This window comes from Gemmatimonadota bacterium, assembly GCA_040882465.1.
Taxonomy (GTDB): Bacteria; Gemmatimonadota; Gemmatimonadetes; order Longimicrobiales; family Gaopeijiaceae; genus JBBEBG01.
Window position 1 is genome coordinate 1 of sequence record JBBEBG010000003.1, and the last position, 25,355, is coordinate 25,355.

21 protein-coding genes are annotated in these 25,355 nt (G+C 63.3%); 5 read left to right on the forward strand and 16 right to left on the reverse strand.

The features are described 5' to 3' along the window. The 16 genes from WEG36_01080 to WEG36_01155 form a co-directional block, all read right to left on the reverse strand. The coding region (locus WEG36_01080; protein MEX1256185.1) for a PadR family transcriptional regulator at positions 1 to 302 on the reverse strand (302 nt) is incomplete at its 3' end. A 249-nt stretch (positions 303 to 551) separates the two neighbouring features. Continuing rightward, positions 552 to 1,832 carry an alginate export family protein gene (locus tag WEG36_01085; GenBank protein MEX1256186.1) on the reverse strand — a complete coding sequence of 427 codons (1,281 nt, stop codon included), beginning with the start codon at positions 1,830 to 1,832 and terminating at the stop codon, positions 552 to 554. Between the two features lie 43 nt (positions 1,833 to 1,875). Further along, positions 1,876 to 3,132: a molybdopterin molybdotransferase MoeA gene (locus tag WEG36_01090; GenBank protein MEX1256187.1), complete on the reverse strand. Its 1,257-nt coding sequence runs from the start codon at positions 3,130 to 3,132 to the stop codon at positions 1,876 to 1,878. Beyond that, positions 3,125 to 3,823, reverse strand: a complete 699-nt coding sequence (locus WEG36_01095) for a molybdenum cofactor guanylyltransferase (GenBank protein ID MEX1256188.1) — start codon at positions 3,821 to 3,823, stop codon at positions 3,125 to 3,127. Before WEG36_01095 ends, WEG36_01090 begins: the two co-directional genes overlap by 8 nt. Next, on the reverse strand, positions 3,820 to 4,941 hold the full coding sequence (locus WEG36_01100) for a sensor histidine kinase (GenBank protein MEX1256189.1): 1,122 nt from the start codon (positions 4,939 to 4,941) through the stop codon (positions 3,820 to 3,822). Before WEG36_01100 ends, WEG36_01095 begins: the two co-directional genes overlap by 4 nt. Beyond that, positions 4,922 to 5,239 (reverse strand): carboxymuconolactone decarboxylase family protein, encoded by a 318-nt coding sequence (locus tag WEG36_01105; protein MEX1256190.1) that lies wholly within the window; start codon positions 5,237 to 5,239, stop codon positions 4,922 to 4,924. The genes WEG36_01100 and WEG36_01105 overlap by 20 nt, the downstream gene beginning before the upstream one ends. Positions 5,240 to 5,320: 81 nt before the next feature. Then, a complete protein-coding gene (locus tag WEG36_01110) occupies positions 5,321 to 6,691 on the reverse strand; it encodes a nitrate/nitrite transporter (protein MEX1256191.1) in 1,371 nt (456 codons plus the stop codon). Between the two features lie 37 nt (positions 6,692 to 6,728). Next, positions 6,729 to 8,312, reverse strand: coding sequence for an MFS transporter (locus WEG36_01115; protein ID MEX1256192.1), 1,584 nt, complete (start codon positions 8,310 to 8,312; stop codon positions 6,729 to 6,731). A gap of 32 nt (positions 8,313 to 8,344) precedes the next feature. Then, positions 8,345 to 9,088, reverse strand: coding sequence for a respiratory nitrate reductase subunit gamma (narI, locus tag WEG36_01120; GenBank protein MEX1256193.1), 744 nt, complete (start codon positions 9,086 to 9,088; stop codon positions 8,345 to 8,347). Continuing rightward, positions 9,085 to 9,804 carry a hypothetical protein gene (locus WEG36_01125; protein MEX1256194.1) on the reverse strand — a complete coding sequence of 240 codons (720 nt, stop codon included), beginning with the start codon at positions 9,802 to 9,804 and terminating at the stop codon, positions 9,085 to 9,087. The genes narI and WEG36_01125 overlap by 4 nt, the downstream gene beginning before the upstream one ends. A 2-nt stretch (positions 9,805 to 9,806) precedes the next feature. Next, complete coding sequence (gene narH, locus WEG36_01130; protein ID MEX1256195.1) at positions 9,807 to 11,369, reverse strand: nitrate reductase subunit beta; 1,563 nt, start codon at positions 11,367 to 11,369, stop codon at positions 9,807 to 9,809. Positions 11,370 to 11,398: 29 nt separating this feature from the next. Then, entirely contained in the window at positions 11,399 to 15,016 is a 3,618-nt protein-coding gene (locus tag WEG36_01135) for a nitrate reductase subunit alpha (GenBank protein ID MEX1256196.1), read from the reverse strand. A 97-nt stretch (positions 15,017 to 15,113) separates the two neighbouring features. After that, complete coding sequence (locus tag WEG36_01140) at positions 15,114 to 15,971, reverse strand: c-type cytochrome (GenBank protein ID MEX1256197.1); 858 nt, start codon at positions 15,969 to 15,971, stop codon at positions 15,114 to 15,116. An 88-nt stretch (positions 15,972 to 16,059) separates the two neighbouring features. Beyond that, positions 16,060 to 17,349 carry a TIGR04053 family radical SAM/SPASM domain-containing protein gene (locus WEG36_01145; protein ID MEX1256198.1) on the reverse strand — a complete coding sequence of 430 codons (1,290 nt, stop codon included), beginning with the start codon at positions 17,347 to 17,349 and terminating at the stop codon, positions 16,060 to 16,062. Positions 17,350 to 17,504: 155 nt separating this feature from the next. Further along, positions 17,505 to 18,002, reverse strand: a complete 498-nt coding sequence (locus WEG36_01150) for a DUF4149 domain-containing protein (GenBank protein ID MEX1256199.1) — start codon at positions 18,000 to 18,002, stop codon at positions 17,505 to 17,507. Between the two features lie 534 nt (positions 18,003 to 18,536). Beyond that, positions 18,537 to 18,959 carry a hypothetical protein gene (locus tag WEG36_01155; GenBank protein MEX1256200.1) on the reverse strand — a complete coding sequence of 141 codons (423 nt, stop codon included), beginning with the start codon at positions 18,957 to 18,959 and terminating at the stop codon, positions 18,537 to 18,539. 89 nt (positions 18,960 to 19,048) lie between these two features. Between WEG36_01155 and WEG36_01160 the strand changes: the two genes are divergently transcribed. From WEG36_01160 to WEG36_01180, 5 genes are all read left to right on the forward strand, one after another. After that, on the forward strand, positions 19,049 to 20,155 hold the full coding sequence (locus tag WEG36_01160) for a ferrous iron transporter B (GenBank protein MEX1256201.1): 1,107 nt from the start codon (positions 19,049 to 19,051) through the stop codon (positions 20,153 to 20,155). Positions 20,156 to 20,344: 189 nt separating this feature from the next. After that, positions 20,345 to 20,983: a TetR/AcrR family transcriptional regulator gene (locus tag WEG36_01165; GenBank protein ID MEX1256202.1), complete on the forward strand. Its 639-nt coding sequence runs from the start codon at positions 20,345 to 20,347 to the stop codon at positions 20,981 to 20,983. 9 nt (positions 20,984 to 20,992) lie between these two features. After that, positions 20,993 to 21,676, forward strand: a complete 684-nt coding sequence (gene ric, locus WEG36_01170; GenBank protein MEX1256203.1) for an iron-sulfur cluster repair di-iron protein — start codon at positions 20,993 to 20,995, stop codon at positions 21,674 to 21,676. 1,371 nt (positions 21,677 to 23,047) lie between these two features. Continuing rightward, positions 23,048 to 24,562, forward strand: a complete 1,515-nt coding sequence (locus WEG36_01175; protein MEX1256204.1) for a B12-binding domain-containing radical SAM protein — start codon at positions 23,048 to 23,050, stop codon at positions 24,560 to 24,562. 161 nt (positions 24,563 to 24,723) lie between these two features. Further along, on the forward strand, positions 24,724 to 25,185 hold the full coding sequence (locus WEG36_01180) for an Rrf2 family transcriptional regulator (protein ID MEX1256205.1): 462 nt from the start codon (positions 24,724 to 24,726) through the stop codon (positions 25,183 to 25,185). The last annotated feature ends 170 nt before the right edge of the window (positions 25,186 to 25,355 follow it).

Sequence of the window (25,355 nt, forward strand, 5' to 3'; positions counted from 1 at the left end):
GACAGGTGGGTCCGCGCAAGGCGCGCCAGCCGCTCCAGCCGCGCCGCTTCCGCCCCCAGCGCTCGCCTGCCCTCCCCCGTCAACGCGTAGTACTTCCGCCGGGGATCATCGCCGACGCCTCCGGGACTCGCCGTCTCTTCGATCAGCCCCGTCGACGTCAACTCCGACAGCGTGCCGTACAGCGTTGCCGGCCACAGCCGCACCTCCCCCTCCGTCCGCGCCTCCACCTCCTGCCGGATCGCATATCCATGCATTGGCGCGGCCGCCAGAGAAACGAGGATCTGGAACGCCTTGGGGTCCATCGGGTCGGCTCCTCTGCTGGTCGGGTCAGGCTAGATATGAAACAATATATATACCCAAGGAGATACAGCGGGCAAGGAGAAGGCGACGCGGGTGAAAAAAGAACCCCACCGGTGAGGGTGGGGGCTTCCGCTCCTTCAGCCGCCCGATCCTCCGGGTCCGCCCGGGCTCCCCGATCCCCCGCCAGGGGAGTGAAGGGGAGATGACGGTCCTCGCCTTTGCCTTCCGCGAGCTCCCGGCGGTGCCGCGCCCTAGAACCTCACATCCATCATGACGTATCCGAAGACTAGGTTGCCCTCCAGGCGTCCGAGGTCTTCTAACGCAGTTCCACCGCGCACGATGGACATGCCGCCGGTGAACACAACCCCAGCTGGGCCGACGGCGCGTGCGGTCAGGTCTAGTTCGTCACCGAGATGTCCGGGAGCGCCTGCAGCCTTCCCTGAAAGGTGGAAGGTGTGCAAGTCCGTGGTGAGGGAAAGACGGGGGCCCGCGGACAGGGTCACCCGTGCCATGAGGTCCTGCAAACCGCCGGCCCCGGTATCTCTCGGGATATTGAGGAACAGGTCCGCCGCCCCGTAAAACTTGTGGTTCGTAGCATAGAGCGTGTCGAACACCCTGAGCCGGCCCTCGCTCGGCGTGGCGTCTCCAGAAAGGTGGTCGTATCCGAGCTCGGCGAGGATCCGATTCCCGCTGATCGGGAGGCTCAGGCGAAGGGCGGCAAGGTAGGCGGAAACTTCTTCCCCGTCCCTCGTACCCGTTTGGAAGGCACCCTCGCCCCGAAGACGCCACCCGGCGACGGAACCGACCCAACGGGCGCCCAACGTAGTCTGTCGAGTGCCACCGTCCCGCGCGTCGCGGTCGTGAAGAACGTAGGTCTCAAGCATGTCGCCGTCGGGCGGACCCAAATCAAGTTGAGCTCCCAGGAAGTGGGCATCCCCGTCACTCTCCGCGACATCCTTCTCTCGAGTCAATAGTGCGAAGAGCTCGACGCGTCCCCAGCTCTGTTCCAGCCAGGCGCGTATCCCATCGAGGCTCTGCCCCTGCTGCGTCCAATCGACGGAGCCGAGGAGCCGCTCCTCACCCAGGACAATCTCCTGACGGCCCACTCTCGCGACTGCCTCCTCTTGCGTCCCCAACCTCAACTCCGCGTAAGCCTGATGGAGATCGAGGTGGTCCGCATCGAAGTCGCTGAGCGGGCTGAGTTCCTCTCCCCAGCGTCGCACATCCTGGAACTGCACAAACGCACTGAGCCCTTCCTCGCGGGCGACCGCCATATGGACGCGCGTGCGCATGGAAACGAACGCCGCGCGGGATGCACCGCTCCCCGGTTCGAGACTTTCGTACCGGGTCCGGAGTTGCCCGCCGAGGGAGATGCCCTCCTGGCTGGTGGCCGTGAAGGGGAAGAACGCGAGGCCGGCGCCCAGGCATAACGCCGAGACTGCGCCCAGGGAATGGCGACCCTTCACACGCCGGGCGAGCGAAGGTCGACAGGCCGCAGTCGTGTTGGAAGGTTCAAATATTGGGACGCTCATGAGTCGCCCCCTCCGGGAGGGCAACGAAGTGCCGGGAATCCCATCATAAGTCACACTCCTGCAGTCCGTAGACTTCGACGCGCGTGCCCGAGGAAATGTGCTCGGCTTCCTCCGGGAGTGCGGCCCATGCATTCGCTTTCAGAAGCGAACTGATCCGAAAAGCCTCCTGCCCCGGCAGCACTCGGACGTGGACGCCCAAGCCGGAATCGCTCTCGACACGAGCTCTCTGGATGTACCTGAGTCCCGCACGTTTCCGTTCTTCTCCCACCAAGGGCAACCACATCGGGGTCTCAGCCCGCCGCCCCAAGACTGCGCGGATGTACGGGTGGACGAAGAATCGGAACGCCACCGCCGTGGCGGCGGGGTTGCCAGGGAGCCCGAAGAAGATTCCTCCACCGGGAAGCTGGGCGACGAAGAGGGGCTTCCCCGGTCGCACGGAGACCCCGTGGAGAAGAGTGCGTGCCCCGAATGAGTGGAGCGCCTCGGGAACGAAGTCGGTGCTTCCCTTGGAGACCGCTCCCGTGGACACGACGAAGTCTGCCTGTTCATCGATCGCGTGCTTCAACAACTCGGTGAAGCACCGAGGATCGTCTGCCACGGTCCCAGAGGATACGATTTCTACGCCGAGAGATGCGAGCGCGCCCTCCAAATAGGGCAAGCTCGAGTTTCGAATGCGCCCCGGAAGCGCAGCTTCCGCCGAGCTCCGGGCGAGCTCCGAGCCCGTACAGATCACGCTCGCCCTGGGGACCCTCACGACTGCAACTCTCTCGACCCCCAAGGCCGTGATCGCCATCAACTGCGCGGGCCCAACTCGATCCCCTGCGGCCAGGATCGGTGCGCCGGCTCGGAAGTCGTCCCCCTCACGGCGGACATGCCTCTCAGGCCGAGCGGATACCGTCAGGCGGATCCTTGTGGCAAGGCCGCCTCCGCCCTCCACGATTTCGACCTCCTCCCATGGTACAACCGCATCGAGGCCCCGGGGCAGGGGCGCGCCCGTGTTGATTTCCCACGTCCCCTCCTCCCCGGCGACAGAGGGCTCGTCCCCGCACCGTGCCCGGCCCACGACGCGCAGCAAAGTTCCCGGAGGAATCTCTTTTCCGTGCGTGGCCAGGGCGAAGCCGTCCATTGCGGAGCTGGCGAACCGGGGGTGGCAAGTCGGACTCGGAAGGGGTGCCGCCACCGTGCGACCGAGAGAGGCCGCCGGAGCCACCCATTCAACGTCCAGCGACTGCGCATGCCGAAGAATCCGACGACTTGCCTGGCGGTAGGACATCATCGGGGCCCCCACGGAATCAAGCATGGGGACTCCCTTCTAGATCTCCCCTGCGCGCGCTTGGAGTCCTGACCCCGACCTCTGGGTTCGAGCCAGCGATCCGCTCGAGGTCGGCAAGCTCGGAACGGGTGTTCGCGCTTCGGAAGACCCGGGTCGGATCACAGACCGAATTCAGCTGGCGCGCGGGCACGCGATGTGCATTCACGGCCTCGGCGAGTGCGATGACGGAAAGCTCCCCCCGAGCGATCCTTTTCTCGACAGGGTCAAGGCACTCGATCGCGTACCAGGCACACAGGGGCTCAATGCCGCGAGGACCCGTCACCGCGACTGCGGCTCGAGCCCCTGAAGCGCGACCCGCTTCAGCGATAAGCGAAATCAGCTCGGGGCCGACCAGGGGCATGTCACACGCGAGCACGAATACGCCGTCACTTCCAGTGCGATCCGCCAGGAGCAGCCCGGCATGGAGTCCTCCGAGAGGACCGGAGCCCGGGATCGTGTCGCCGACAGCCCGCAACCCAAGGGCCTCTCCAGCTCCGGCGAGGTTCGTCACGAGAACGACCTCTCCGCACACTGAACCCAGGGTCTGCGCGGCTCGGCGCGCCAGGGGCTCACCCATGAAGGGGAACAGCGCCTTGGGAGTCCCGAACCGGGAGCTCTGGCCTCCCCCCAAAACGGCTCCGAGCATCTGTTTCGGGCCGATCGGGTTCGCGGTGCTCATGGCCGGCTCGAAACCAAAACGGGCCCTGCCAGGACCTTGCTCTCGGTGGGGAGGAGAATCTCGACGCGCGTACCTCGGCTCACCCGACTGTCGATTTCCACCTGCGCACCGACATAACTCGCCCGCTCCTGCATCCCGAGGAGTCCGAGCCTCTCCCCTTTGGCGCCGGGCCCCCCCGTAGCCGTCACGTCGAAGCCACATCCGTCGTCCTCTACGGTGATGAGAACGAAGTCGGCCGCGCCCCGCATTACGACCCGCACCCCGGTTGCATCGGCATGCCGCCGAGCATTCGTGATCGCCTCCTGCACGATGCGGTAGGCGGCAAGCTCAGCCTCCGGAGACAGCGCCATTTCCAGACCACGCCTGGTTACCTCCACCCGAAAGCCGCACTCCTCTCGCATCTCCCGCGCATAGCCCTCGATCGCGGCCGCGAGCCCGAGATCGTCGAGGGCAGGAGGCCGGAGTCCACGTGCCGTTCTCTGCACACCCTCCGCCGCGTCCAGTAGCTCCGCTCGGATTCCAGTCAACTCATCCGCGAGCGGGCCCGAGCCGAGCCGTTTCTGAATGGCCGACAAGCGAAAGCCGACGGCTGTGATCCGCTGGGCCGTGTCGTCGTGTAGCTCACCCGCGACGCGCTCGCGCTCTGCTTCCTGCGCATGCAACGCCCGGGCGGCCAGTTCCCTCAATCGCTCGCGGTATTGGGTCAGGCTCTCCAGCATGGCGTTGAAGCCCCGGATCACGCGCTCCGCATCACGGTCGGCGAATATCGAAAGCGGTGCTCCCCCAACAGGTTTCCCTTCGGAAACCCTTCGAGCCGCCTGCTCGATTCCCCTCAATGGTGAGAGCGCGAGGCGCAACAAGACGGCGTTCGCGACGATCGAAGCGATACCGACCGCGACCACAAGGGTCGTCCACTCCATCGTCGAGGGCCCCTGAGCCTGGACACGACCGCCGACCGCGACCAGCCTGGCCGTGCCAATCACCGCGCTCCCGACGATTCCGACGTTCGCTACGAGAAGCTTGTAGAACAGAGGGATCCGCAATCCGGCTCGCACCAGTCGCCGGACCGGACCGCCGACCGCCGCCGAAAGTCCCTCCCTACCGGCGGTCGCGCTCATTGACCCAACTCCACACCGCCACGGTCGACGGCAGTCCCAATGTGCCGGCAGCGAGGGCGACCACCTGATCGATTTCCTCCTGGGTAATTCCGATCGCCCGCGCCTTCCGGGCGCTCGAGTGCACGGCACCCTCCCGCATCGCACCCATGGCGACCCCCAGCTTCACCAGGCGAGCGGTCTTCTTGTCCAGCGGGCCATCGCCGCCCGCCTGGGCTATCTTCTCCCACGCCTCCGCCAGCTTGGGATATTGCGCGGCGAACTCCTTGAACGTCTGCGGCGGCTCTGGTATTGAGCTCATCAGGGGGTCCTTCCATCGGGGGTCAGTCGCAGCGCCAGGGATTGGGCTGCGGGGAGCCACAGCTCGTGGCAATCTCATTCCTCAGCAGGGGCAGTCGGCCCTCCTCCGATTATAGAACCACCAATTGAGCCCGATATTCATGAGGTAAAAGACAGCGGCGCCGTAGAAGAAAGGTGCGGGGGAGCCCGTGGCGCTGATCACCCAACCGATCAGCGAGGCGAAGACAAACGGTCCATAGGCCGCCACAGCGGCAGTCCATCCGATCACCGATGCACCCTGCCGAGGGTTTTCGCAGAAGATGACGGGTATCTGCCGAAACGTTGACGCATTTCCGACCCCGGAGAAGAAGAAGATCCCGAGCATCAGGGCCACGAACCACCCGAACTGGTCCACCGATGTGGGGTCGAGAAATGGAATCACCCCGAGGGCACAGATAACGAGTCCGACGCCGGAAACGGTCGTGAGGATCGCGCCTCCCCAGCGATCGCTGGGAGGGCCCGCGACGATGCGCATAAGGGAGCCCACGAGTGGCCCGAGATAGGCGAAATGCAGAGGATCCGGAGCGTCAGGGAAGCCTCCGTAGCTGGTCCGAATGAGAAGCGGAAAGGCCGCGGCGAATCCTGCGAACGAGCCGAAGGTCATGACATAGAGAGAGGTCATGATCCAGGTGTGCTTGATTCGAAAGATGTCGAACTGCTCTCGAAATGATGCCCGGACCGGGACGCTTCGCAGAAAGATCCAACAGAGCACACCGATGGCGACCAGAAAGGGCACGTAGATGAAGACGGCGTTCTGGAGCCAGACCTCCTCGATTTGCCCCCCCCGGTCCAACACCTGTGATGCTCCGACCAGGCCTCCAATCGAAGCAACCCCGATGATCAAAGGGGTGAGGAACTGAACAACGCTCACGCCGAAGTTCCCAACACCGGCCTGGATCGCGAGCGCTGTGCCCTGGAGACGCTTTGGAAAGAAGAGGCTCGTGCTCGGCATGTACGATGAAAAGTCCCCTCCTCCGAAGCCCGCGGATAGAGCGAGGACGGCGAAGAGCCAGAACGGAGTGTCCGGATTCATCACGGCCAGCCCGATCCCGATGCAGGGAAGCAGCTTCAAGAAGGTTGCCACCGTAATGACGTGCCGACTGCCGAACATAGGTACCAGAAAGGTGTGCACGATGCGAAGCGTCCCGCCGGCCAGCCCCGGTAGGGCCGCGAGCCAGAAGAGCTGCATATCCGTGTAGGTGAAGCCGATTTCTGGGAGGCGCACCACGATGGCGCTCATCGCGAACCAGGTCGCGAAGGAGAGCACGAGGCTGATGGTCGTGAGCGTCAGCGTGCGCCAGGCGATCCGCCGGCCCACGGAGGCCCAGAACTTTGGATCCTCCGGTTCCCAGTGGCTTAGCCAGGTCCCTGAATCCGGAGCAGCTTCTGGAATGACCTCCGTAACTTGGGTCACGTTCACTGCCTCCCGCAGAGGAATCCCCAGGTCGCCATCACCGATCGCCAACAGGGTCGGGGGACCAGGAACCGCTTGCGCCCCGGGACGACGGAGCGAGGTGTTGAGACTCGGTGGTGCCGTGCCGTGCGCGCGAAGGGCGGTGCTCGATGTCCTCGAAGACCGCGGGGGCGCTGGCCTTGGTCAGAGCCCGCACGGTGAGATGCAACCACAACAGGCATGCGGCCGAGAGGGCGAACAGGATGGCCCATGCGCTGGTCCACACACCGGTCCAATCCAGCGCATATCCGAAGGCGACGGGCAAGAAGAATCCCCCGAGACCGCCCACCACCCCCACCATCCCTCCGACGGTGCCCACATCTTTGGGGAAATAGTCGGGGATATACTTGTAAACCGACGCCTTCCCGATTCCGGTGAGCACACCAACGAGAAGGACAAGCGCCGTAAACACCGCCACATGCGCTTCGAAGTAGTAATGGGTCGTTCCGCGGGCGAGCACGGTATTCGGCCCTACCTGATCTCCAACGGAGACCGCCGGATCGTGCCAGGTCCGCCATACGGGGCCAATGCGTCCGCGAGGCAGCTCCGCCCCGCCGGTAGGGCCCATTCGCAGTGAGTACGTCTGACTGCCGACCACCACTGCTTCAGCGCTGACCGACGCCACCACTCCCGGCTCATTGGCCAGCACGCTCCTTCCGGGCATGCTGATCTCCATGCGAGGCACGATCAAAAGGAGGAAACAAATCGTGCATCCACCCATGACCCAGTACGTCACGTTTCGCGCCCCGAAACGATCCGACAAAAAGCCCCCGAGCGCGCGAATTACCCCTCCAGGAAGGGAAAAAATGGAGGAGATGAGACCCGCCGTGACCAGGCTCATGGCGTAGACGCCGACGTAATAAGGAATGAGCCATTGGGAGAGTGCGACGTACCCCCCGAAGACGAGGGCATAGTAGAGCCCAAACCGCCACACTCGAACCTGTTTCAGGGGTTCGAGACGCTGGCCCAGGGTGCGCACCACCGGCTCATCCGGTCGACGGTTCTCGGTGACCAGCCAGAAGATGATCGCCGTGCCCGCGAGCGCGGCGGCGTAGATGCGCGGGAATCCACGCCAGGCCTCGAGAACTGTGCCCCCCGCGGTCAGCTGGCCCAGGAGGGTCGGACCCACCATCGCCGTAAACGCGGCTCCGGCATTCCCAGCGCCGAAGACGCCGAGCACAGTGCCTTGTCGCTTTCGCTCAAACCAGACCGAGGAGTAAGCCACGCCGACAGCGAAGCTGCTTCCGGCGATGCCGAAGCCAAAGCTGCCGAGAAGGAGACCGGTAAAATCGTTCGCGAAGCTGATCAGGAAGGTTGCCGCTGCCGATAGCAGCAGCACCGCCGTGAACACCGGCCGTCCTCCGTAACGGTCGGTGAGCAACCCCACCGGAAGGCGAAGAATGGCGCCGGTCAGGACGGGTGCGCCCAACAACCACCCGATCTGAGCGCTCGTCAGAGGAACGACTCCGTTCCGGTCGAGAAAGGTCGCCAGTACGCCGTTCATCATCCAGACGGCGAAGCACACCGCAAACGCGAATGTGTTCGCGGCGAGAACGATCAGAGAACGGCTTCGATGTTTCATGAGTGCCTCATCTCGCTGTCATCCCGAACCGCTCAAGACTGACCATGTGTTCCGGACTGTCCCGCGGCCTGAGCCCACCCGCCTTCCACGGCCCGCACCTTCCGTCGATTCCAGTTCCAGATCACCTGCTGGTACGGCCGCACGAGGTAGTTGAGTGGCGCCACGATCATGTGAACCAGGCGGGTGAAGGGGATCATGAAGAGGATGGCGAAGGCTCCGATCACGTGGAGCTTGATCACCCATGACATCCCCGTGAGATCACTGATGTCCGGCGAAAAGGCGGCAAGCGACCAGAGGTAGGGCGTGAGCGTGGCCGCGAACCATGAGGAGCCCCATCGGAAGCCGACCGCGATCCATACGCCCAGGATCACCTGGCCGAGAAGGAGAAGCTCGATCGCCACGTCCATCTTCGTCGTGACGGCCCGGATCCTGGGGTTGGTGAGCCTGCGAACGACGAGTGCGGACAGCCCGATGAGCGTCGCAAGGCCGAACCCGAGGCCCGACACTTCGAGAATCAACATTCGCAGAGGCTGACCATTCCACGCGAGGACGGCGCGCGGGATGAGGAGCGCGATGAGATGCCCGAAGAAGAGAGCCAAGATTCCGAAGTGAAACGGAATCGAACCCCAGAAGAGGGTCCGTCCTTCGAGGAATTGCGAAGAGAGCGAAGAAACGGTGAAACCCTTCTTGCGATATCGCTGGAAAGTTCCGATCGCGAACACGAATACCGCCACATACGGAAAGGCGACCAGCGTGAAGGTGTCGAGTAGGCTCATGGCGCCTCTCCCAATGCGTAGCTTGGTTGGTCGGAGGGCTCGATCTCCAACTCCCGGGCGATTCCATTCAGGAAGTCGTGCGAAGGGGCGGGAGACGACGCATCCGAGGAAACCTTGAAGTCCGTTTCCAGCACCGCCAGAACCGATTCGAGCGGGTGGCGGAACATGGTGCCCCGCTCCGTCGAAGTGACGATCAGCGTGCCGAAGTGCTTGCGGTACAGCTCGTCCCGCCCGGAGATGCGTCGTTGATCGAACTCCTCGATCATCTGCCTTAGCGCCGGATGGAAAACTTCCGTGACCAATTCCCCCGCCAGGTCACGGTCCTCCCACCGGGCCAGGAGCCGCAGGACGTTCGGGAGATGATCCGGGAGTTCGCTCCCGAAGTCGATCCCCAGGGCTCGCCCCTCTCGGTTCAGATTCGCGAGGAGCTCTCCCCGCTTGTAATCATCTCCGAATACGAGATAGCCGACGCTGAGCGTCGTGATCGGCTGAACATCGAAGGACCTTGTGAAGATCTCCTGGACCTCGTCGAGGGCCTCCGGCGTGAAGGGACCCCCTTCCGTCGGAAGGAGCTTGGCGAAGGCATCGAGATGGGCGGCCCCCACGACGTACCGCCCGGCCAGCAGGTCGTAGGTCGCCTGGACCCAGGAGGGATAGTCGCGGCGAGGATAGTCGAAGAGGGTCGCCAGATGCTCGTAGTGCGTAAATGGGTGCATGATCAGAGCCCCCTCGAGGCGGAGCCGACCTTGAATCCGAAGCCGGTTTCGCCTTTGACACTGTTGACGTCCCCCGTGTCGTCCATCAGCTCGATGGCTTGCTCCCGGTGCGCTGCGGGAATCACGAAGCGATCGTCGAACTTGGCCAGTGAAGTCAGATAGTAGATCGCCTCGGCGAGCTCTGGGGTCAGTCGTGTGTCCGCCAGGGCAGAGCTGACCGTTGCTTCGTCGACGTCTCCCACGGTCGCCAGCCTACGATGCAACCGCACGGCCATGAGTTTCTTCAGACGATCGGCCACCGCCGCCGTATCCCCCGCGCTGAAGAGGTTGGCCATGTACTTGAGCGGGAATCGCGCGTCATCGATCGTTCCGAACAGCTCCCGCGTTGTCGTGTTGTAGAGCCAACCGTCGGACCAGTCCTTCGCGATCGGATTGATCTTCCCCGCCTGTTCGGAGTCCGCGGTCTTGGTAACTGCAGCCATCACCGGGAGGAGGGGGGGCACGTAGAAGAGCATCGGGAGCGTGCGAAATTCCGGATGGAGCGGGAGCGCCAAATTCCACACCTTCACGAACTTGTAGGTGGGGGACTTCTGGGCGGATTCGATCGTGGAATCGGCCACTCCATTGGCTTTCGCCGCCGCGATGACCTCTGGGTCGAAGGGATCCAGGATCATGTCCAACTGTCGGTCGACCAACTCGAACTCGGGCGCCGATGCGACGGCCTCGATCCGGTCCGCATCGTAGAGCATGACGCCCAGGTATCGAATCCGGCCCACGCACGAGTGCATGCAGGCGGGCGCGAGGCCGGATTCGATACGGGGGTAGCACAGGATGCACTTCTCTGATTTTCCTGTGCTCCAGTTGAAGTACGCCTTCTTGTAAGGACAGGCGGTCACGCACATCCGCCATCCCCTGCAAACGTCCTGATTGATCAAGACCACACCGTCTTCCCCCCGTTTGTAGATCGCTCCGGAGGGACAGGCCGCCACACAGGATGCGTTCAGGCAATGATTGCAGATCCGCGGGAGATAGAAGAAGGCGAGTCGCTCCAACTCGAACATGGCCTCCTGCTCTTCCTGGGAGAGGTTCTGGAAATTGGGATCCTTGCGGGCATGGTCGGGCGAGCCGCTTAGATCGTCGTCCCAGTTGGGACCCATCCGGATGTCCATCGGCTCGCCGGTGATCATCGAGATGGGCCGCGCTGTCGGCTGGACGTCCCCGGCCGGGGACTCGATCAGATCGCTGTACTTGAAGGTGAAGGGCTCATAGTAGTCATCGATCATCGGGAGATGGGGGTTGTGGAAGATGTTCGTGAGACTCTTCGGTTTCCCTGCTCCCTTCAGCCGAATCCCGGCTCCATCTTTCTCCCACCCGCCCTTGTAAGTGTCCTGATCCTCCCAGTTCGAGGGATAGCCGGTGCCGGGCTTCGTCTCGACGTTGTTCCACCACATGTATTCGGCGCCCTTTCGATCCGTCCAGAGGTTCTTGCAGGCGATCGAGCAGGTGTGGCACCCGATGCACTTGTCCAGGTGAAACACCATCGAAATCTGTGAGCGCACATCCATCTTCATTCTCCCTTAGCGTGGGGGCGGCCTCAGAATTCCACCCTGTCCATCTTCTTGATCACGACGTGCGTGTCCCGATTCGGAGCGATGGGCCCCCAATAGTTGAACCCGTAGCTGAACTGGCCGTATCCGCCCGCCAGGAAGTTCGGCTTGAGGTGGATGCGCGTGAGGCTGTTGTGCCCACCCGCTCGCTTGCCGTTTCTCACCTGCGACTTCGGAATACCGATGGTGCGCTCGGGGACGTGGTAAACGATGCAGACGCCCTTCGGGATCCGTGCGCTGACCGTGCAGCGTGCGGAGTAGACACCGTGGTCGTTGTGGACCTCGACCCAGTCGTTGTCGCGAATGTCCATCTCGGCGGCGTCCGGCTCACTCATCCACACGGGCTCGCACCCTCGACTGAGCGTCAGCATGCGGTGGTTGTCGCCGTAAGTGGAGTGGATATGCCACTTCCCGTGGGGTGTGAGGCAGTTGAGAACGCGCGCCTCTCCCCGTTTTAGGGTTTCCCGCAGGTCGCCGTAGGCTTCCGGTTTGGGAGAGGGCTTATACGTCGGAAGGTTCTCCCCGAAAGCCAGGTACATCTCGTGATCGAGATAGAAGTGCTGCCGGCCCGTGAGCGTCCGCCACGGGAGCAGCCTCTCGATGTTTACGGTATAGGCGGCGTAGGCCCTGCCACCGTTCATGTCACCCGACCAGAGGGGCGACGTGTTGTAGCGACGAGGCTGGGCCTGGAGGTCGGCGTAGGTGAGCTCGACGCTGTCCGTGTTAGTCGCGAGGTCGGTGAGTGGCACGCCAGCCCGCTCCTCGGCCCCCTCGTAAGCGCGACGGTTGAGCTTCCCATTCGTCATCGTGGAGAGCTTCAGGACCGCGTTAGCCGCGGACACGTCCTCCTTGAGCGACGGGTAGGTGCTCCCGTTCCGCCGTTCCGCGGGGAAGTGCCGGGACCCGACCATCTCGTCGTAGACGTCGGCACACTGGTATGAATTTCCGTGCGCTCCCAGGCCAGCAGTTCGCACGCGGTCACCGAGGGAAATGAATTTCTCGTAGATCTGCGCGTAATCGCGCTCCACCACGGAGAGCCCCTGGGTCGTGCTCCCCGGGACGGGCGCGCACTCCCCCAGATACCAGTCGCGCATGGTGGGCTGGGATACCTCCCCAGGGGAATCGTGCGCGATGGCCGTGGCGATCACATCCTTCTTGGCGCCTGGGAAGTACTTCTTCGCCACCGCACTCGTGGCCTTCGCGAGGTCGCGGAAGATGGCCCAGTCCGTCTTCGACTCCCAGACCGGTGGGATGGCAGCCGAGAGCGGATGGATGAAGGAGTGGAGATCCGTGCTGTTCAAGTCGGCCTTCTCATACCACGATGCGGCCGGGAGCACGATATCGGAGTAAAGCGCCGAGGAATCCATGCGGAAGTTGAGGTCCACCACGAGGTCCATCTTCCCGACTGGAGCCACGTCGTGCCACACGACTTCCTTGGGGCGTTCTGGCGAGTCCTCCGCAATGACGTTGTCGTGGGTGCCGAGATAGTGCCTGAGGCAGTACTCGTGCCCCTTCATGCTCCCCATGATGGCGTTCCCTCGCCAGATGTACCACACGCGAGGAAAGTTCTCCTCGGCGTCGGGATCGCTCACCGAGTAACTGATCTCTCGATTTTTGAGCTTCTGTACGACGTACTTCTTGATCGCCTCGTCGTCCGCCGCTCCGCTCGCCGCCGCTTCCCGACATAGATCCAGCGGATTCCGGTTGTATTGCGGGTAGTAAGGCATCCATCCCATCCGCACCGACTTGAAGATCAGGTCGGCCGTGTGTTGGCGGGTGAGATCGTTGTCCGGCACCGTGTTGTAGCCGGAGAACTGACCGTCGTACCGGTACTGGCAGGTATTCAGATAATGCCAGATCGGGGCCTGCTGGAGCCTGGCGGCGGGATACCAGTCCTTCGCGAAGGCGATCGCGCCCCAGGAGTCTGCAGGGGCCAGCTTCTCCTGTCCTACGTAGTGGTTGAGTCCACCGCCATTCTTCCCTACGCACCCCGTGAGCATCAGAGCCATCGCGCCAGCGCGATACATGAGATTGGAGTGGTACCAGTGGTTGATCCCCGCCCCCACGATGATCATGCACTTTCCGCCCGTGGCGTCGGCGGTGTTGGACCACTCGCGGGCAAATTGGAGGACCGTAGCTCCCGAGATCCCGGTGAAGATTTCCTGCCATCCCGGGGTGTAGGCGGAATCCTTGTCGTCGTAACTCGTTGGATAAGCGCCGGCGAGTCCGCGGCCTACGCCGAACTGAGCCATCATGAGGTCGTACGCCGTCGTGACGAGGACCGGGCCCTCGGTCGTCTCGACTTCGATCACGGGGACCCCCCGCGTCACGGTGCTGTCGAGTCCGAAGTCCGTGAAGGCCACCTGGGCGACCTTCTCGCTGCGATCGAGAAGAGTTAGGACCGGGTCGTAGGGGCGATCGTCCACATCGCTCTCGTACTTCAGGTTCCAGTTTCCCTTCTTCCCGTCCCAGCGACCACCCGCGCTCCCCTTGGGAACGACCAGGTCCCCGCTCGTTGCATCGAGGTTTAGAAACTTCCAGTCGCCCTTCTCGATGCTCCGATACGGCTCGACCTCGTTCGCGCGGAGCAGTCGGCCCGGCCGATAAACATCGCCCTCCTGCTCGAGCTTCACTAGGAAAGGACCGTCGCTGTATCGCTTCACATAATCGATGAAGGACGGCGTCTTCCTCTCATAATGAAATTCTTTCAGGATCACGTGGGTCACGGCCATCCAAAAGGCGCCGTCGCTTCCAGCATGGAGCGGAACCCACTGGTCCGCATACTTGCAGAGTTGGCTGAAGTCGGGACTAAACACGACTGTCTTCGTGCCATTGTGTCGTGATTCCGCGAAGAAGTGGCAGTCGGGGGTGCGTGTCATGTTCAAATTCGCACCCATATCCGCGATCATCTTCGCGTTGTACCAATCCGCGCTCTCGCAAACGTCCGTCTGCTCTCCCCAGATCTCGGGAAAGGCAGTGGGGAGGTCACAGTACCAGTCATAGAAACTCAGATTGAACCCGCCGAAGAGCTGGAGAAAGCGGGAGCCGGCCGCGTAGCTGAGCATCGACATGGCCGGAATCGGGCTGAAGCCTGCCACCCGGTCGGGACCGTACTTCTCCGCCGTGCTGATGTTCGCAACGGCCATGATCTCCAGGACCTCGTCCCACGTAGCCCTCCTGAAGCCGCCCTTTCCCCGGGCCTGTTGGTACGCTTTGCGTGCGCTCTCGTCCGACTGCAGCGCTCTCCACGCCGCCATCGGGTCGCCGCCCGTCTCGCGCTTCTTGGCCCGCCAGGCGTCAAGCAACGCGCCACGGATGAGCGGGTACTTGATGCGAAGTGGGCTGTACAGATACCAGGAGAATGAGATTCCTCGCTGACACCCACGCGGTTCGTACGGTGGGAGGGAATCCTCGAGGAGGGGATAATCGAGCTGCTGGGTCTCCCAGGTGACGATTCCGTCTTTTACGTGGATCTGCCAGGAGCAGCCTCCCGTGCAGTTCACCCCGTGGGTGCTCCGCACGACCTTGTCGTGCTGGAAGCGGTTCCGGTAGAATTCCTCCCACTTCCGAGTCTCCGGGGAGATGATGTCCTTGATCCAGCCCATGACCGTGGCGCTCCAATGAAGGGATTCGTTCCGTCCGTCTTCCGCGAGTTCTGGTTCGATCGGACGGGAGCGACTCGCTATCGCGCCCGTGCCTGCCTCACCGGCTCTTGATCTGCCGCTCGAACATCTCTCGATAAACCGGACCCGTCCGTCTTCCACGCCAGGCAAGGGAGCTGATGCCGATGAGGAGTGCGGTACCGAGCAGCGCCGCCCCAAAGAACCAAAATCCGACGTTGCGCGGAGACGCGGCGGCCGCCTGATCGGTGCCCGCTCCGATCATGAAAGCCGTCAGCGCAGCGACCTCAGGTTGTGTGGGCGGCCGGCCTTCATACGCGCCCCGCATCGCTGGAAATGGAGGACTGCTGAGGATCGCTTGGACTGCGGGGCCTCCGAGGCGCTCGTAAGCCCCGGTCAGATCCACCGCGAGGTTACCGCCCCACGAAACGCCGGCTCCCGTGAGGCCGTGGCACGAGGCGCAGCTCGGTCCCCGGCCGTCGAGCCGCGTCCTCCCCTCGAAGAGTGCGCGCCCCAGTAAGACATCAGCTTCGCGCGGCGGCGCAGTGAATACCGGGGGAGCGGCCGCCACATCGACGGGTGCAGCCGTAAAGAGGTATGCGAGCAAGGATTCGGCCTGGTCTTCGGTGATGCCCATGTTCGGCATCGCCATACTGTGCTCGGCAGCGAGCCGTGTGCTGATCGTGTCACCGGAAGCCAATAGACGGTCCGGCCCCGTGATCTTGGAAATCAGCCAGCTCGTCTCCCGCCGATCGAGCACCCCCGCGAGCCCCGGACCGACGACGCGGTCGGACCCGACTGAGTGGCAGGCCGTGCAGGTGGATTGAAAAAGTGCCTCTCCCGCCGTCTGGGCTTCGAGAGATACGGCCGGGAGGGCTCCGATACCGGCCAACAGGATCAGGTGACGGATCCTTCTTCCGGGCGGCGATCGCATCGACATGAGAAAGCTCCAACCGTGTCGGGTCAGGCACATGGGCAAGGATCGGGGCTAAGACATCCGGGTCCCGGAGCTCGCTCCCAGGAATGTGTCAACGAGAGCATAGGGTAGGCAGTCGGGAATTCCCGGAACCAGGTGTGGGGAGTTCTCCGACGCGCGGCCGCGCTCCCCATCCTGGGATCCGCTGCCTGAAGTAGACGTCCACCTCTTGGGCCTCTCCTCGCCCCACCATGCGCAGATACTGCGCCGGAACGTGAGCGCAGGAAGGATCGGCCTCGAGTGCATCGCCGGTGAGGGCCCAGGCGCGCGCCCGGCTTCCCCCACACACCGATCGGTACTCGCAGATTCCGCATTTTCCCTTTAGGAGGTCCGGATTACGAAGGGCCCGGAACAGCTCGTGGTCTCGATAGACGGCGACGGGGTCGTCCGTCCGGATGTTCCCGGCAGAGACGGGCAGGAAGCCTGAAGGGAACAGATCCCCGCGGTGGCTTATGAACAGGAATCCATTTCCGTCGTTCACTCCGCGCGCCCGCCCTACGCCGTCCGCGAGGCTGAACCCGACGCCACCGGTCAAAGGAGAAGGAAGTTGGTTTCGCTCGCCTTGCCTGCGGGATGCCACCTGCCGTTCGAGCACGACGCGCCTGTACTGAGGAGCTGCCGTACTCTTCACATCGAAGGGCGCATCGAGGGAGAGATCGTACATTCGATGAAAGACCCGCTCGAGCTCATCGGGGGATGGGAGATCCCCGGAACGACCACGTCCGATCGGGACCAGGAAGAAGACGGACCAGAGGGCGATCCCGAGCTTTCTCACGAGGGCCCCCATCGCATCGAAGTCGGAGAGCGTACCTCGACTTACGGTCGAGTTGACCTGGGTCGAGATCCCGAGATCCCGCGCCATCTCGAGCATCCCGATCGTCCAATCGTAAGACCCCGCGACGCCTCTGAAGCGGTCATGACTCTCCGGAGTGGGGCCGTCCAGACTCACCGCCAACCGGGAGAGGCCGGCATCCCGCAACTCGCGAACCAACTCGGCCGTGACCAGTGGCGTGCCCGAGGGGGTGAGCCCCATCCGAAGGCCGAGCCGGGCTCCGTGCGCCACGAGATCGACGAGATCCGGACGCTTTGCGGGATCCCCTCCCGTGAGGACAAAGAGGGGCCGTCCGAACCTCCGGATCCGGTTCATCATGTTCATGGCCTCGAGAGTCGAAAGTTCCCCACAGTCCCGGTAGGGACGCGCCCCGGCTCGACAGTGGATACAGGCCAGATCGCAGGCCTGGGTCGTCTCCCATATCACGAGGAAGGGGGCCCGATCAAAGTCGCTCGCGAGAATGTCAGGACGACCTGATGTCGGGACCGCGAGATGGGACGATTCGCTCATAGTTCCTCCTCCTCCAGGCCGCGAGGGCGCCCTCGCCAACGGCCAAAAAGCACTTGCGATCGAGGGACCTCGCCAAAAGTATAATTTCTCATATACAAATCCACAATTGGGACCGTCCTTGGCGGGTCATGGCTCCATGGAAGACGCGGTCCCCCCTACCCTCCGCGGCTGAGTCGGACGGCCCAGTAGACGAGGAAGACCCCGATGCCAGCGTTCAGCCGCGCGACGATGGCCGACCATCGTCGCGCCCGCTCCCGTCCGTCCGTCCCCTCGGGGAGCCGCCCGGCCAATGGCCCCAGGAAGAAGTCATGCACCGCGCTCGCTCCCACCATGACTCCAACTGCCACGAGCTTCCATGCGAGGGCATGCCCGAACGGAGCATTCCAGAAGGTGGCCTCGCCCCGCGTCGCGAGGGACAGGACGCCCCGAAAGTGGAGGTTCGTCACTCCGGTCACCAAGAGGACTCCGATGCAAACCCACCCGACCCGCCGGGCACCTTCGCCTAGTTCCCGGAAGAGCCGGGCACGGAGACTCGGCGATTCCAACTTTCGGAGCACGGGAGCGCCGACGAGGGCGAGGAAGAACATCCCGCCGAGCCAGACCATGGCAGCGAGCACGTGGAAGGTGACGGACAGCTGGCGGAGGATGGGCACCGACGGGGTTCCGGGCGGGAGTGCGGAGATTCTATCAGGCTAGACGCCTCGGCGACGGGCGCTCCGAAGTCAAGAAGTCCGGCCTCGCAAGCAACCCTGACGAGAACGGTGCAGGCCCATCCTACTCCTGGAGCCCACAGTCGGCAATCCGGGGGAGAGTGGAGCTACTTCGGGGCGAGGGTTCCCGTCTTCCGCCTGGCTGAGTTGGCCACGGATCTTCCCTTGGTCAGCCCTGGGGTCAGCGCCCCGATCTCACCAAGCCGTTGCCACGATCCGGGGAAGAGGGTAATGGAAGCAGCTCCCAAGGGGGCTGACCAAGCGCGGCCGGTGTCCACGAGGCCCGCTCCGTCCAACCAGCCTCCAGGAAGCCCGGATTCGTCGGGGGGCCGCGTTCGTGCGTGCCGCCCTCTGGTGGCGCGCATGGGCCCACCCAACTCAGGTAAGTCCACTCTCTTCAACGCACCTACCGGGCTGCGACAGAAGTTCGCAAACTATCCGGGGGTCACGGTCGAGAAGAAAGTCGGACGCATCCGGTTAGACGGGGGCCGGGAGATCGATCTCGTCGACCTCCCCGGCATTCACGGATCCTCGGGACGCACTCCGGACGAGCGGATCACTCGCGACGTTTTGGAGGGACGCGGGACCGACATGGGCGTGCCGGACGCACTGATCCTGATCGTGGACCTGAAGCGCTTCGAGCAGCATACGATGCTCTGTGAGCCGCTTCTGCAGCGGGGCATCCCGGTTCAGCTCGTCCTGAACATGACGGACGAGCTGGAAAGGCGCGGTGGCACCATCGAGCACCAACGCGTCGCGGACCAGCTGGGAGTCAGCGTCGTGCGGGCCTCGATTCGGTCGGGCCAGGGCCTCTCCGAAGTCCGCGACTTTCTCAGCGAGCTCGTTGATCGCGACTCCTTCCCAGAGCGCACCCTTCGCGCGGTACACGGTACCGCACACTACCCATGGTGGACCTCTTCACCGAGCGACGACGGCGTGTCCACGAGCTGGCACTCCGCGCGGGGTAGCGTCCGCCCGGCCCCTCGAGATTGCAGGAGCGATCAGATGCGCTCTTCCTCCACAGGTTTCTGGGGCCGCTCGGGTTCCTCGGGGTCGTGCTCTTGGTGTTCCAGGCAATGTTTACCTGGGCCACCCCTCTCATCGACGGCGTTGAGTGGATGGTGGCGACTTTGGGCATGTGGATCGGTGCGCAGCTCCCGGACTCGTGGTTTCGCTCGCTCCTGATCGATGGGATCTGGGCAGGAGTCGGGTCCGTGATTGTCTTTCTCCCGCAGATTCTAATTCTCTTCCTCTTCATCGGTGTTCTTGAGGATTCGGGGTACCTGGCCCGAGCCGCCGTGATCGCGGACCGAATGATGTACCGCGTCGGGCTGCAGGGCCGCGCCTTTCTCCCCTTACTTTCCGCTTATGCTTGTGCCGTACCGGCGATTCTCGCGGCACGCACGGTGGAGGACGAGCGCGATCGCCTCACGACGATCTTCGTGACGCCGTTCATGACGTGCTCTGCGTGGCTTCTCGTATACGCGCTACTCATCGCGGCGTTCATCCCCGAGCGCCCCCTGCTCGGCCCGCTTGTTGGGACACGATGCGCGACACTCCTCGGACTCTATGCCTTGGGCATTGTTGCCGCGGTCGGGACCGCTTTGCTGCTCCGGCGGACGATTCTTCGAGGCCCGCCCTCGACCTTCGTCATGGAGTTGCCGTCGTACCGCGTTCCCTCCCTCCGCTCTCTCGGTCTCCGGCTGCTCGACAGGCGCAAGGTCTTCCTGCGAAGGGCCGGACGGGTCATCCTCGCCGTCACCGTCGCACTCTGGTTCCTCACGCAGATTCCCCGCGTCGACGGATCTCGCCCTCCGATCGCGGAAAGCGCACTCGGCCGGGCGGGGCAGATGATCGAGCTGGTCATTCGCCCCCTCGGGTTCAACTGGAAGGTGGGATTGGGGATCGTCTCTTCACTCGCGGCTCGCGAGGTCATCGTCGGGACGCTCGGCACGATCCACGGAATTGAGGACGCGCGCGCGAGGTCCCTCGAGCTCCAAGACGCGCTCAAGGCGGATCTCGACCTTGGTGGGGCCGTGGGGCTCTACTCGTCTTCTTTGCTTTCGCGCTCCAGTGCATGTCCACGGTCGCCGTGATGCGCCGGGAGATTGCGGGCTGGCGGTGGCCCGCTCTGCAGTTTGGGTACATGCTGGCCCCCGCTTACATGGGAGCATTCGTGGCAAACTGGCTCATCTGAGCCGACGGCTTGCTTCACAGGACTTGCTAAGTAAGTAAACGGTTACTTACTTTAGGCCATGAGCCCAGGAACTCGGAAGTCAACGGCGGTGCGCCGAGAGGAGATCGCGAGGGCGGCACTGAAGATCATCGGGATCGAGGGCTTCAAATCGTTGAGCACGAACCGTCTGGCGCGAGAGGTAGGCCTCACGCCTGGCGCCCTCTTCAGGCACTTCGAATCCCTCGATGCAATTCTGCTGGAGGCGGTGCGCCACGCCATCAGGCGCGTGGAGTCAACCTTCCCGAGTCGATCCGAGCCAGCCGGTCACCGGCTCTTCAGGTTGGCCGCGGATCGAGTCGATCTGCTTCGCTCCGATCCCGGCCTCGCCTGGCTTCTTCGCTCGGACCAAGCCCATCTGAGTCTACCGACCCAGGCCGTTGAGGAGCTTCGGGAGGTGATCGGGCGGTCGAAGCGATATCTGCAGGAAGCCATCCGGGACGGCATCTCCGAGCGAAGCCTTCGCGGCGACCTCGACCCCGACGCCCTCCTCCTCATCGTCATGGGCACCATCCATGCCCTCGTGCGCTTGCCCGGCGCCCATGGCGCTGCAGGCGCCAAAGTAAGGACCGGACCAACGGACGTGCTCGCTACGTTGAAGATGATGTTCGCTCCCGCCACGCCGCATGTGGCAACTCAATCCCGACGACCCCGCGGGAAGCCCGCGATCCGCCGTCCCAACCCGAGGTAATGAAGGACAATGGACACTGACACCAATAATCTCGCTGAGGCCAGAGTAGGCCAGCTCGCCGCCGAGTATCCCGCGACAACCCGAGTCTTCGCTCGGTACGGCATCGATTACTGTTGCGGCGGGGGACGACCCCTTGGGGAGGTTTGTAAGAAGAAGGGGCTCGACCTCGACCAGGTGATTGACGAGGTCCACGCGGAGATTCGGGAGCCCCGCGATCCGGGTGTGAACTGGGGCGACGCGCCGCTGGTCGATCTCATCGGGCACATCATCCAGACTTACCATGATCCTCTTACCGAGGAGCTTGGGCGCCTGGAGACCATGGCGCGCAAAGTCCACAAGGTCCACGGTGAAAGAGACCCGGAGCGGCTCGCCGAGTTGGTGTCCATCGTCCTGAAACTGCGGGCCGAGCTCGAGGATCACATGTCGAAGGAAGAGACCGTGCTCTTTCCCATGATCGCGAATGGAGCAGGAGGCGTTGCAGCTTCCCCCATCTCCGTCATGGAGCACGAACACGACGATGTAGCCTCGGCGCTTCGCCGCCTCCGTGCGCTTACGGATGATTATGAGGCCCCGGAGGGCGCATGCACGACGTGGCGTGCGCTGTGGCACGGGCTCGCATCCCTCGAGAAATCCATGCAGGAGCACATCCACCTCGAGAACAACATTCTCTTTCCGAGGGCCCTGGCCAGCTGAGGAGTTTTCAGGCCGGCGCGATCGCGGGGAAGAAGTCCCGGTTCGAGTTCGTCGTGGCCTTCCGCCAGGCCCCGAAGCGCCTTTCGGGGTTGACCTCACAGGAAGTGGCACAGGGACGGCCGATTCGTGGTGCTGGCCATATTGTGTAGTTCATGGTAAACTTCCATTATATTATGCGCGGAGTACCGCTCCACCGCGATTACGACTGAAGTCCAGCGGTTGAGGAGACTCTCGACGGGGAAGCCCCATCCGCCGCGGAAAGACGAGGAAATCGATGGGACATGCCCCCGGAGTGCGTGGGCGTTCGTTCCGGGCGCGAGTTGTCGTAGTCGGTGGTGGTCTGGTAGGGTGTTCGATCGCAATCGAGCTCTCTGCGCGAGGCTTCCGAGCGGCCATCGTGGAGGCTACGGGCATGGGGACACGTGCCAGTGGCGCGGCCGCGGGGATGCTGTCAGCGGGGCACACGCTGGACCCCGATCCCGAGGTTGTGGGATTTGGTCTCCGGAGCGAGGAAATCGTCGAGGGTTTTGCCCGGCGAATGGAGCGGCTTTCGGGAATGTCGGTCGGATTCCGACGCGATGGGATGCTGATTGCCGACCTGACCCCGTCGACCGCGGAGAGATCTCCCCGTCTCACTGACGTTTATGCCCGCTGCGGGATCCGGGCGGCGGTCCTGGACTTTCACGAAGCGGTGAAGGTGCATCATGGCCTTTCCCCCGCAGTGCCGTTCTGGCTTTGGTTTCCGGACGAAGCCCAGGTAGACGCGCAACTCCTTGCTCGATCGCTGAATCCAGCCCTGAGGTCGTCGGGCGTCGAGCTCGTGAACGGGCGCCGCGTGACGAGGATTATCCACACCGGTGGACGATTGGAGGGCGTTCGCCTAGAGGACGGCGGAAAGATCCGCGCCGAAGCGATCGTGCTGGCGCCTGGCGCATGGATCGGAGCGATCGCCGGCCTCCCCCGGGCAATCCCGGTTCGTCCAGTGAAGGGTCAAATCCTAAGACTGGTTTTTCCGGGGCGCCTTTGCCGACCATCGGTCCCGATCCGGAGCTCGAGGGTCTGTTTTACGCGACCGGCCACGGGCGCAGTGGGATCGTTCTCGCACCGCTCACGGCACACCTCGTGGCGGACCTCATGGCAGAAGGGATATCCCCCATCCCGTGGGCGCCCTTCAAGATCGATCGCTTTGCATCGGTCGCCTGAGGTGGAAGGAGGTCTTCCCAAGTCCGGTGCCGTGCAGGCGAATATCGCAGAGGCCGACCCGCCGGTCGGCCAGCTTGCGGTCGGGCATGCACTCCGGCCGATACTGGATGGGCACCTATGCCACCCCCGCGATGGATCCCATTCCGTGCACTCCCTTAAGCATAGGTTATGAACGCTCTCCTTCTCTCCCCCAAGTTTCCCATCACATTCTGGGGCTTCCAACATGCCCTTTCATTCGTGCGGAAACGAGCGGCCTTGCCGCCGCTGGGGCTCCTTACGGTTGCTTCCCTCCTTCCTCACACGTGGGAGAAGCGTCTCGTGGACCTGAATGTCGAGGACCTGACGCCGGAGGACCTGGAGTGGGCAGACTACGCCTTCCTCGGGGGGATGGCGGTTCAGAGGAAGTCTGCCCTCGACCTCGTGGCGCGCTGCAGAGCAGCCGGAGTGCCGGTGGTCGCGGGCGGACCCCTTTTCACAAGCGATCCCGGCGATGTCCCGGAGGTGGAACACCTCCTCCTCAACGAGGCGGAGCTGACCCTTCCGCGTTTCTTATCCGATCTCGCCAAGGGAACTCCCGCGCGCCTCTATGAGGCATCCGGCTTCGCCGACCTTACGGAAAGTCCGGTGCCCATGTGGTCACTCGCGAGGCTCGACCGCTACCAGTCCATGAGCGTGCAGTACTCAAGGGGCTGCCCTTACGACTGCGAGTTCTGCAATGTGACCGCCCTCTTCGGTCACCGGCCCCGCATCAAGCCCGCGGAACAGGTCGTTGGAGAACTAGACGCATTGCTCGCCGAGGGGTGGCGAGGGCCTGTGTTCTTCGCGGACGACAACATCATCGGTCACCGGAAAAGCGTTAAGACGGAGCTCCTTCCCGCCCTGATTCGCTGGCAGCGTCTCCGAGGACCGATTCGGTTCTACACACAGGCTTCCGTGAATCTGGCCGATGACGACGGGTTGTTGGAAATGATGGTTGCCGCCGGCTTCGAGTCCGTCTTCGTAGGGATTGAAACCCCGGACGAAAGGGGGCTTATGGAATCCAACAAGAAGCACAATCTTAACCGAGATCTGATTGGGGACGTGAAGCGAATACATAGGGCCGGGATCCAGGTACAGGGCGGATTCATCGTGGGATTCGACAGCGATGATGCCTCCATCTTCGATCGGCAGATCCGGTTCATCCAGGAGAGCGGAATCGTGACTGCCATGGTGGGACTTCTCCAGGCGCCGCCAGGCACGAGACTCTTCGAGCGACTGAAGCGCGAGGGCCGGCTGCTCGGCCGCATCACCGGGGATAACTCGGATGGAACGTCCAATATTCTGCCGCTGATGGATGGGCGAACTCTGTGCCAAGGATACCGTCGCATTCTGGAGCACATCTATGCCCCTCAACACTTCTATGAACGCGTCCGGACGTTCTTACGGGAGTATCGGCAGCCACCGCTCCGGAAAGCCGGTGGGCAGCCGCGCCTCCTTCCCTTCCTCAGGTCGATCTATCGCTTGGGGATTCGAGGAGAGGAGAGAGTTCAGTATTGGTTCCTGCTGTTCTCGACGCTCTTCAGCCGACCGCGCCTGCTTCCTACCGCAGTCACGCTCGCCATCTATGGACACCACTTTCGCAGGGTATCCGAGAGTCTCCTGGGCGAGGCGGCGGTGGCCTCCGCGATGCCCACCGATCGGTAGATCTGTCAGCCGCTGTGGCCCGAAGGGCACTCCTGATTCGAGGGAATTCCCCCAAGTCCCCCTGGAGGGCAAATCCCACCTTTGTATTGACCTCTTTCGGCCTCCTGGGCAGGTTAAGGAACAGGTTCTAGATATGATCATGAGAAAACCGGATAGGTGAGATGGTTTATTCCTCAGCGTGTGAGTACGCCATCCGGGCCGCCACGCACCTGGCTCTCCATAAGGACGAGGATTGGGTGAGGTTGCGAGACATCTCGCGAGAAGAAGACATTCCGGCACCGTTCCTCTCTTCCATCCTGCAACGACTCGTCATGAGCGGTCTTCTTCGATCCGCCCGCGGGCCCACGGGCGGTTACTCCCTGGCGCGTCCTCCCGAAGGAATCAGTCTGCACGACATCAAGGCCGCCATCGACGGAACTGCGGAACTCGATGAGTGTGGCGTGGGACTCGGCAAGTGTTCGGACGATATGCCCTGCCCACTGCACGAGACATGGAAACCAATCCGAGCACAAATCAAGGAGTACCTCCGCCGGACGACACTCCAGGACATGGCCGTGGCCCTCACTGCCAAGCGAGAGATGCTCGCTCGCTCTGGACAACGTCCGGTGGTTCGCAGGCGTTAGACAAGTTTTACCCAGGCCGCGGATCGGGGGACACCCGATTCGGAGGCCGCCGCCCTACATTCGTGGGACTCGAGCCTTTGTCGGAGCCCCGGCTTCGCTTGACCACGAGGAGTGCTTGTCTTCCCTCCGGTCGAGGACGCGCGGCCCCTCGGACAACCAATCCTTACCTC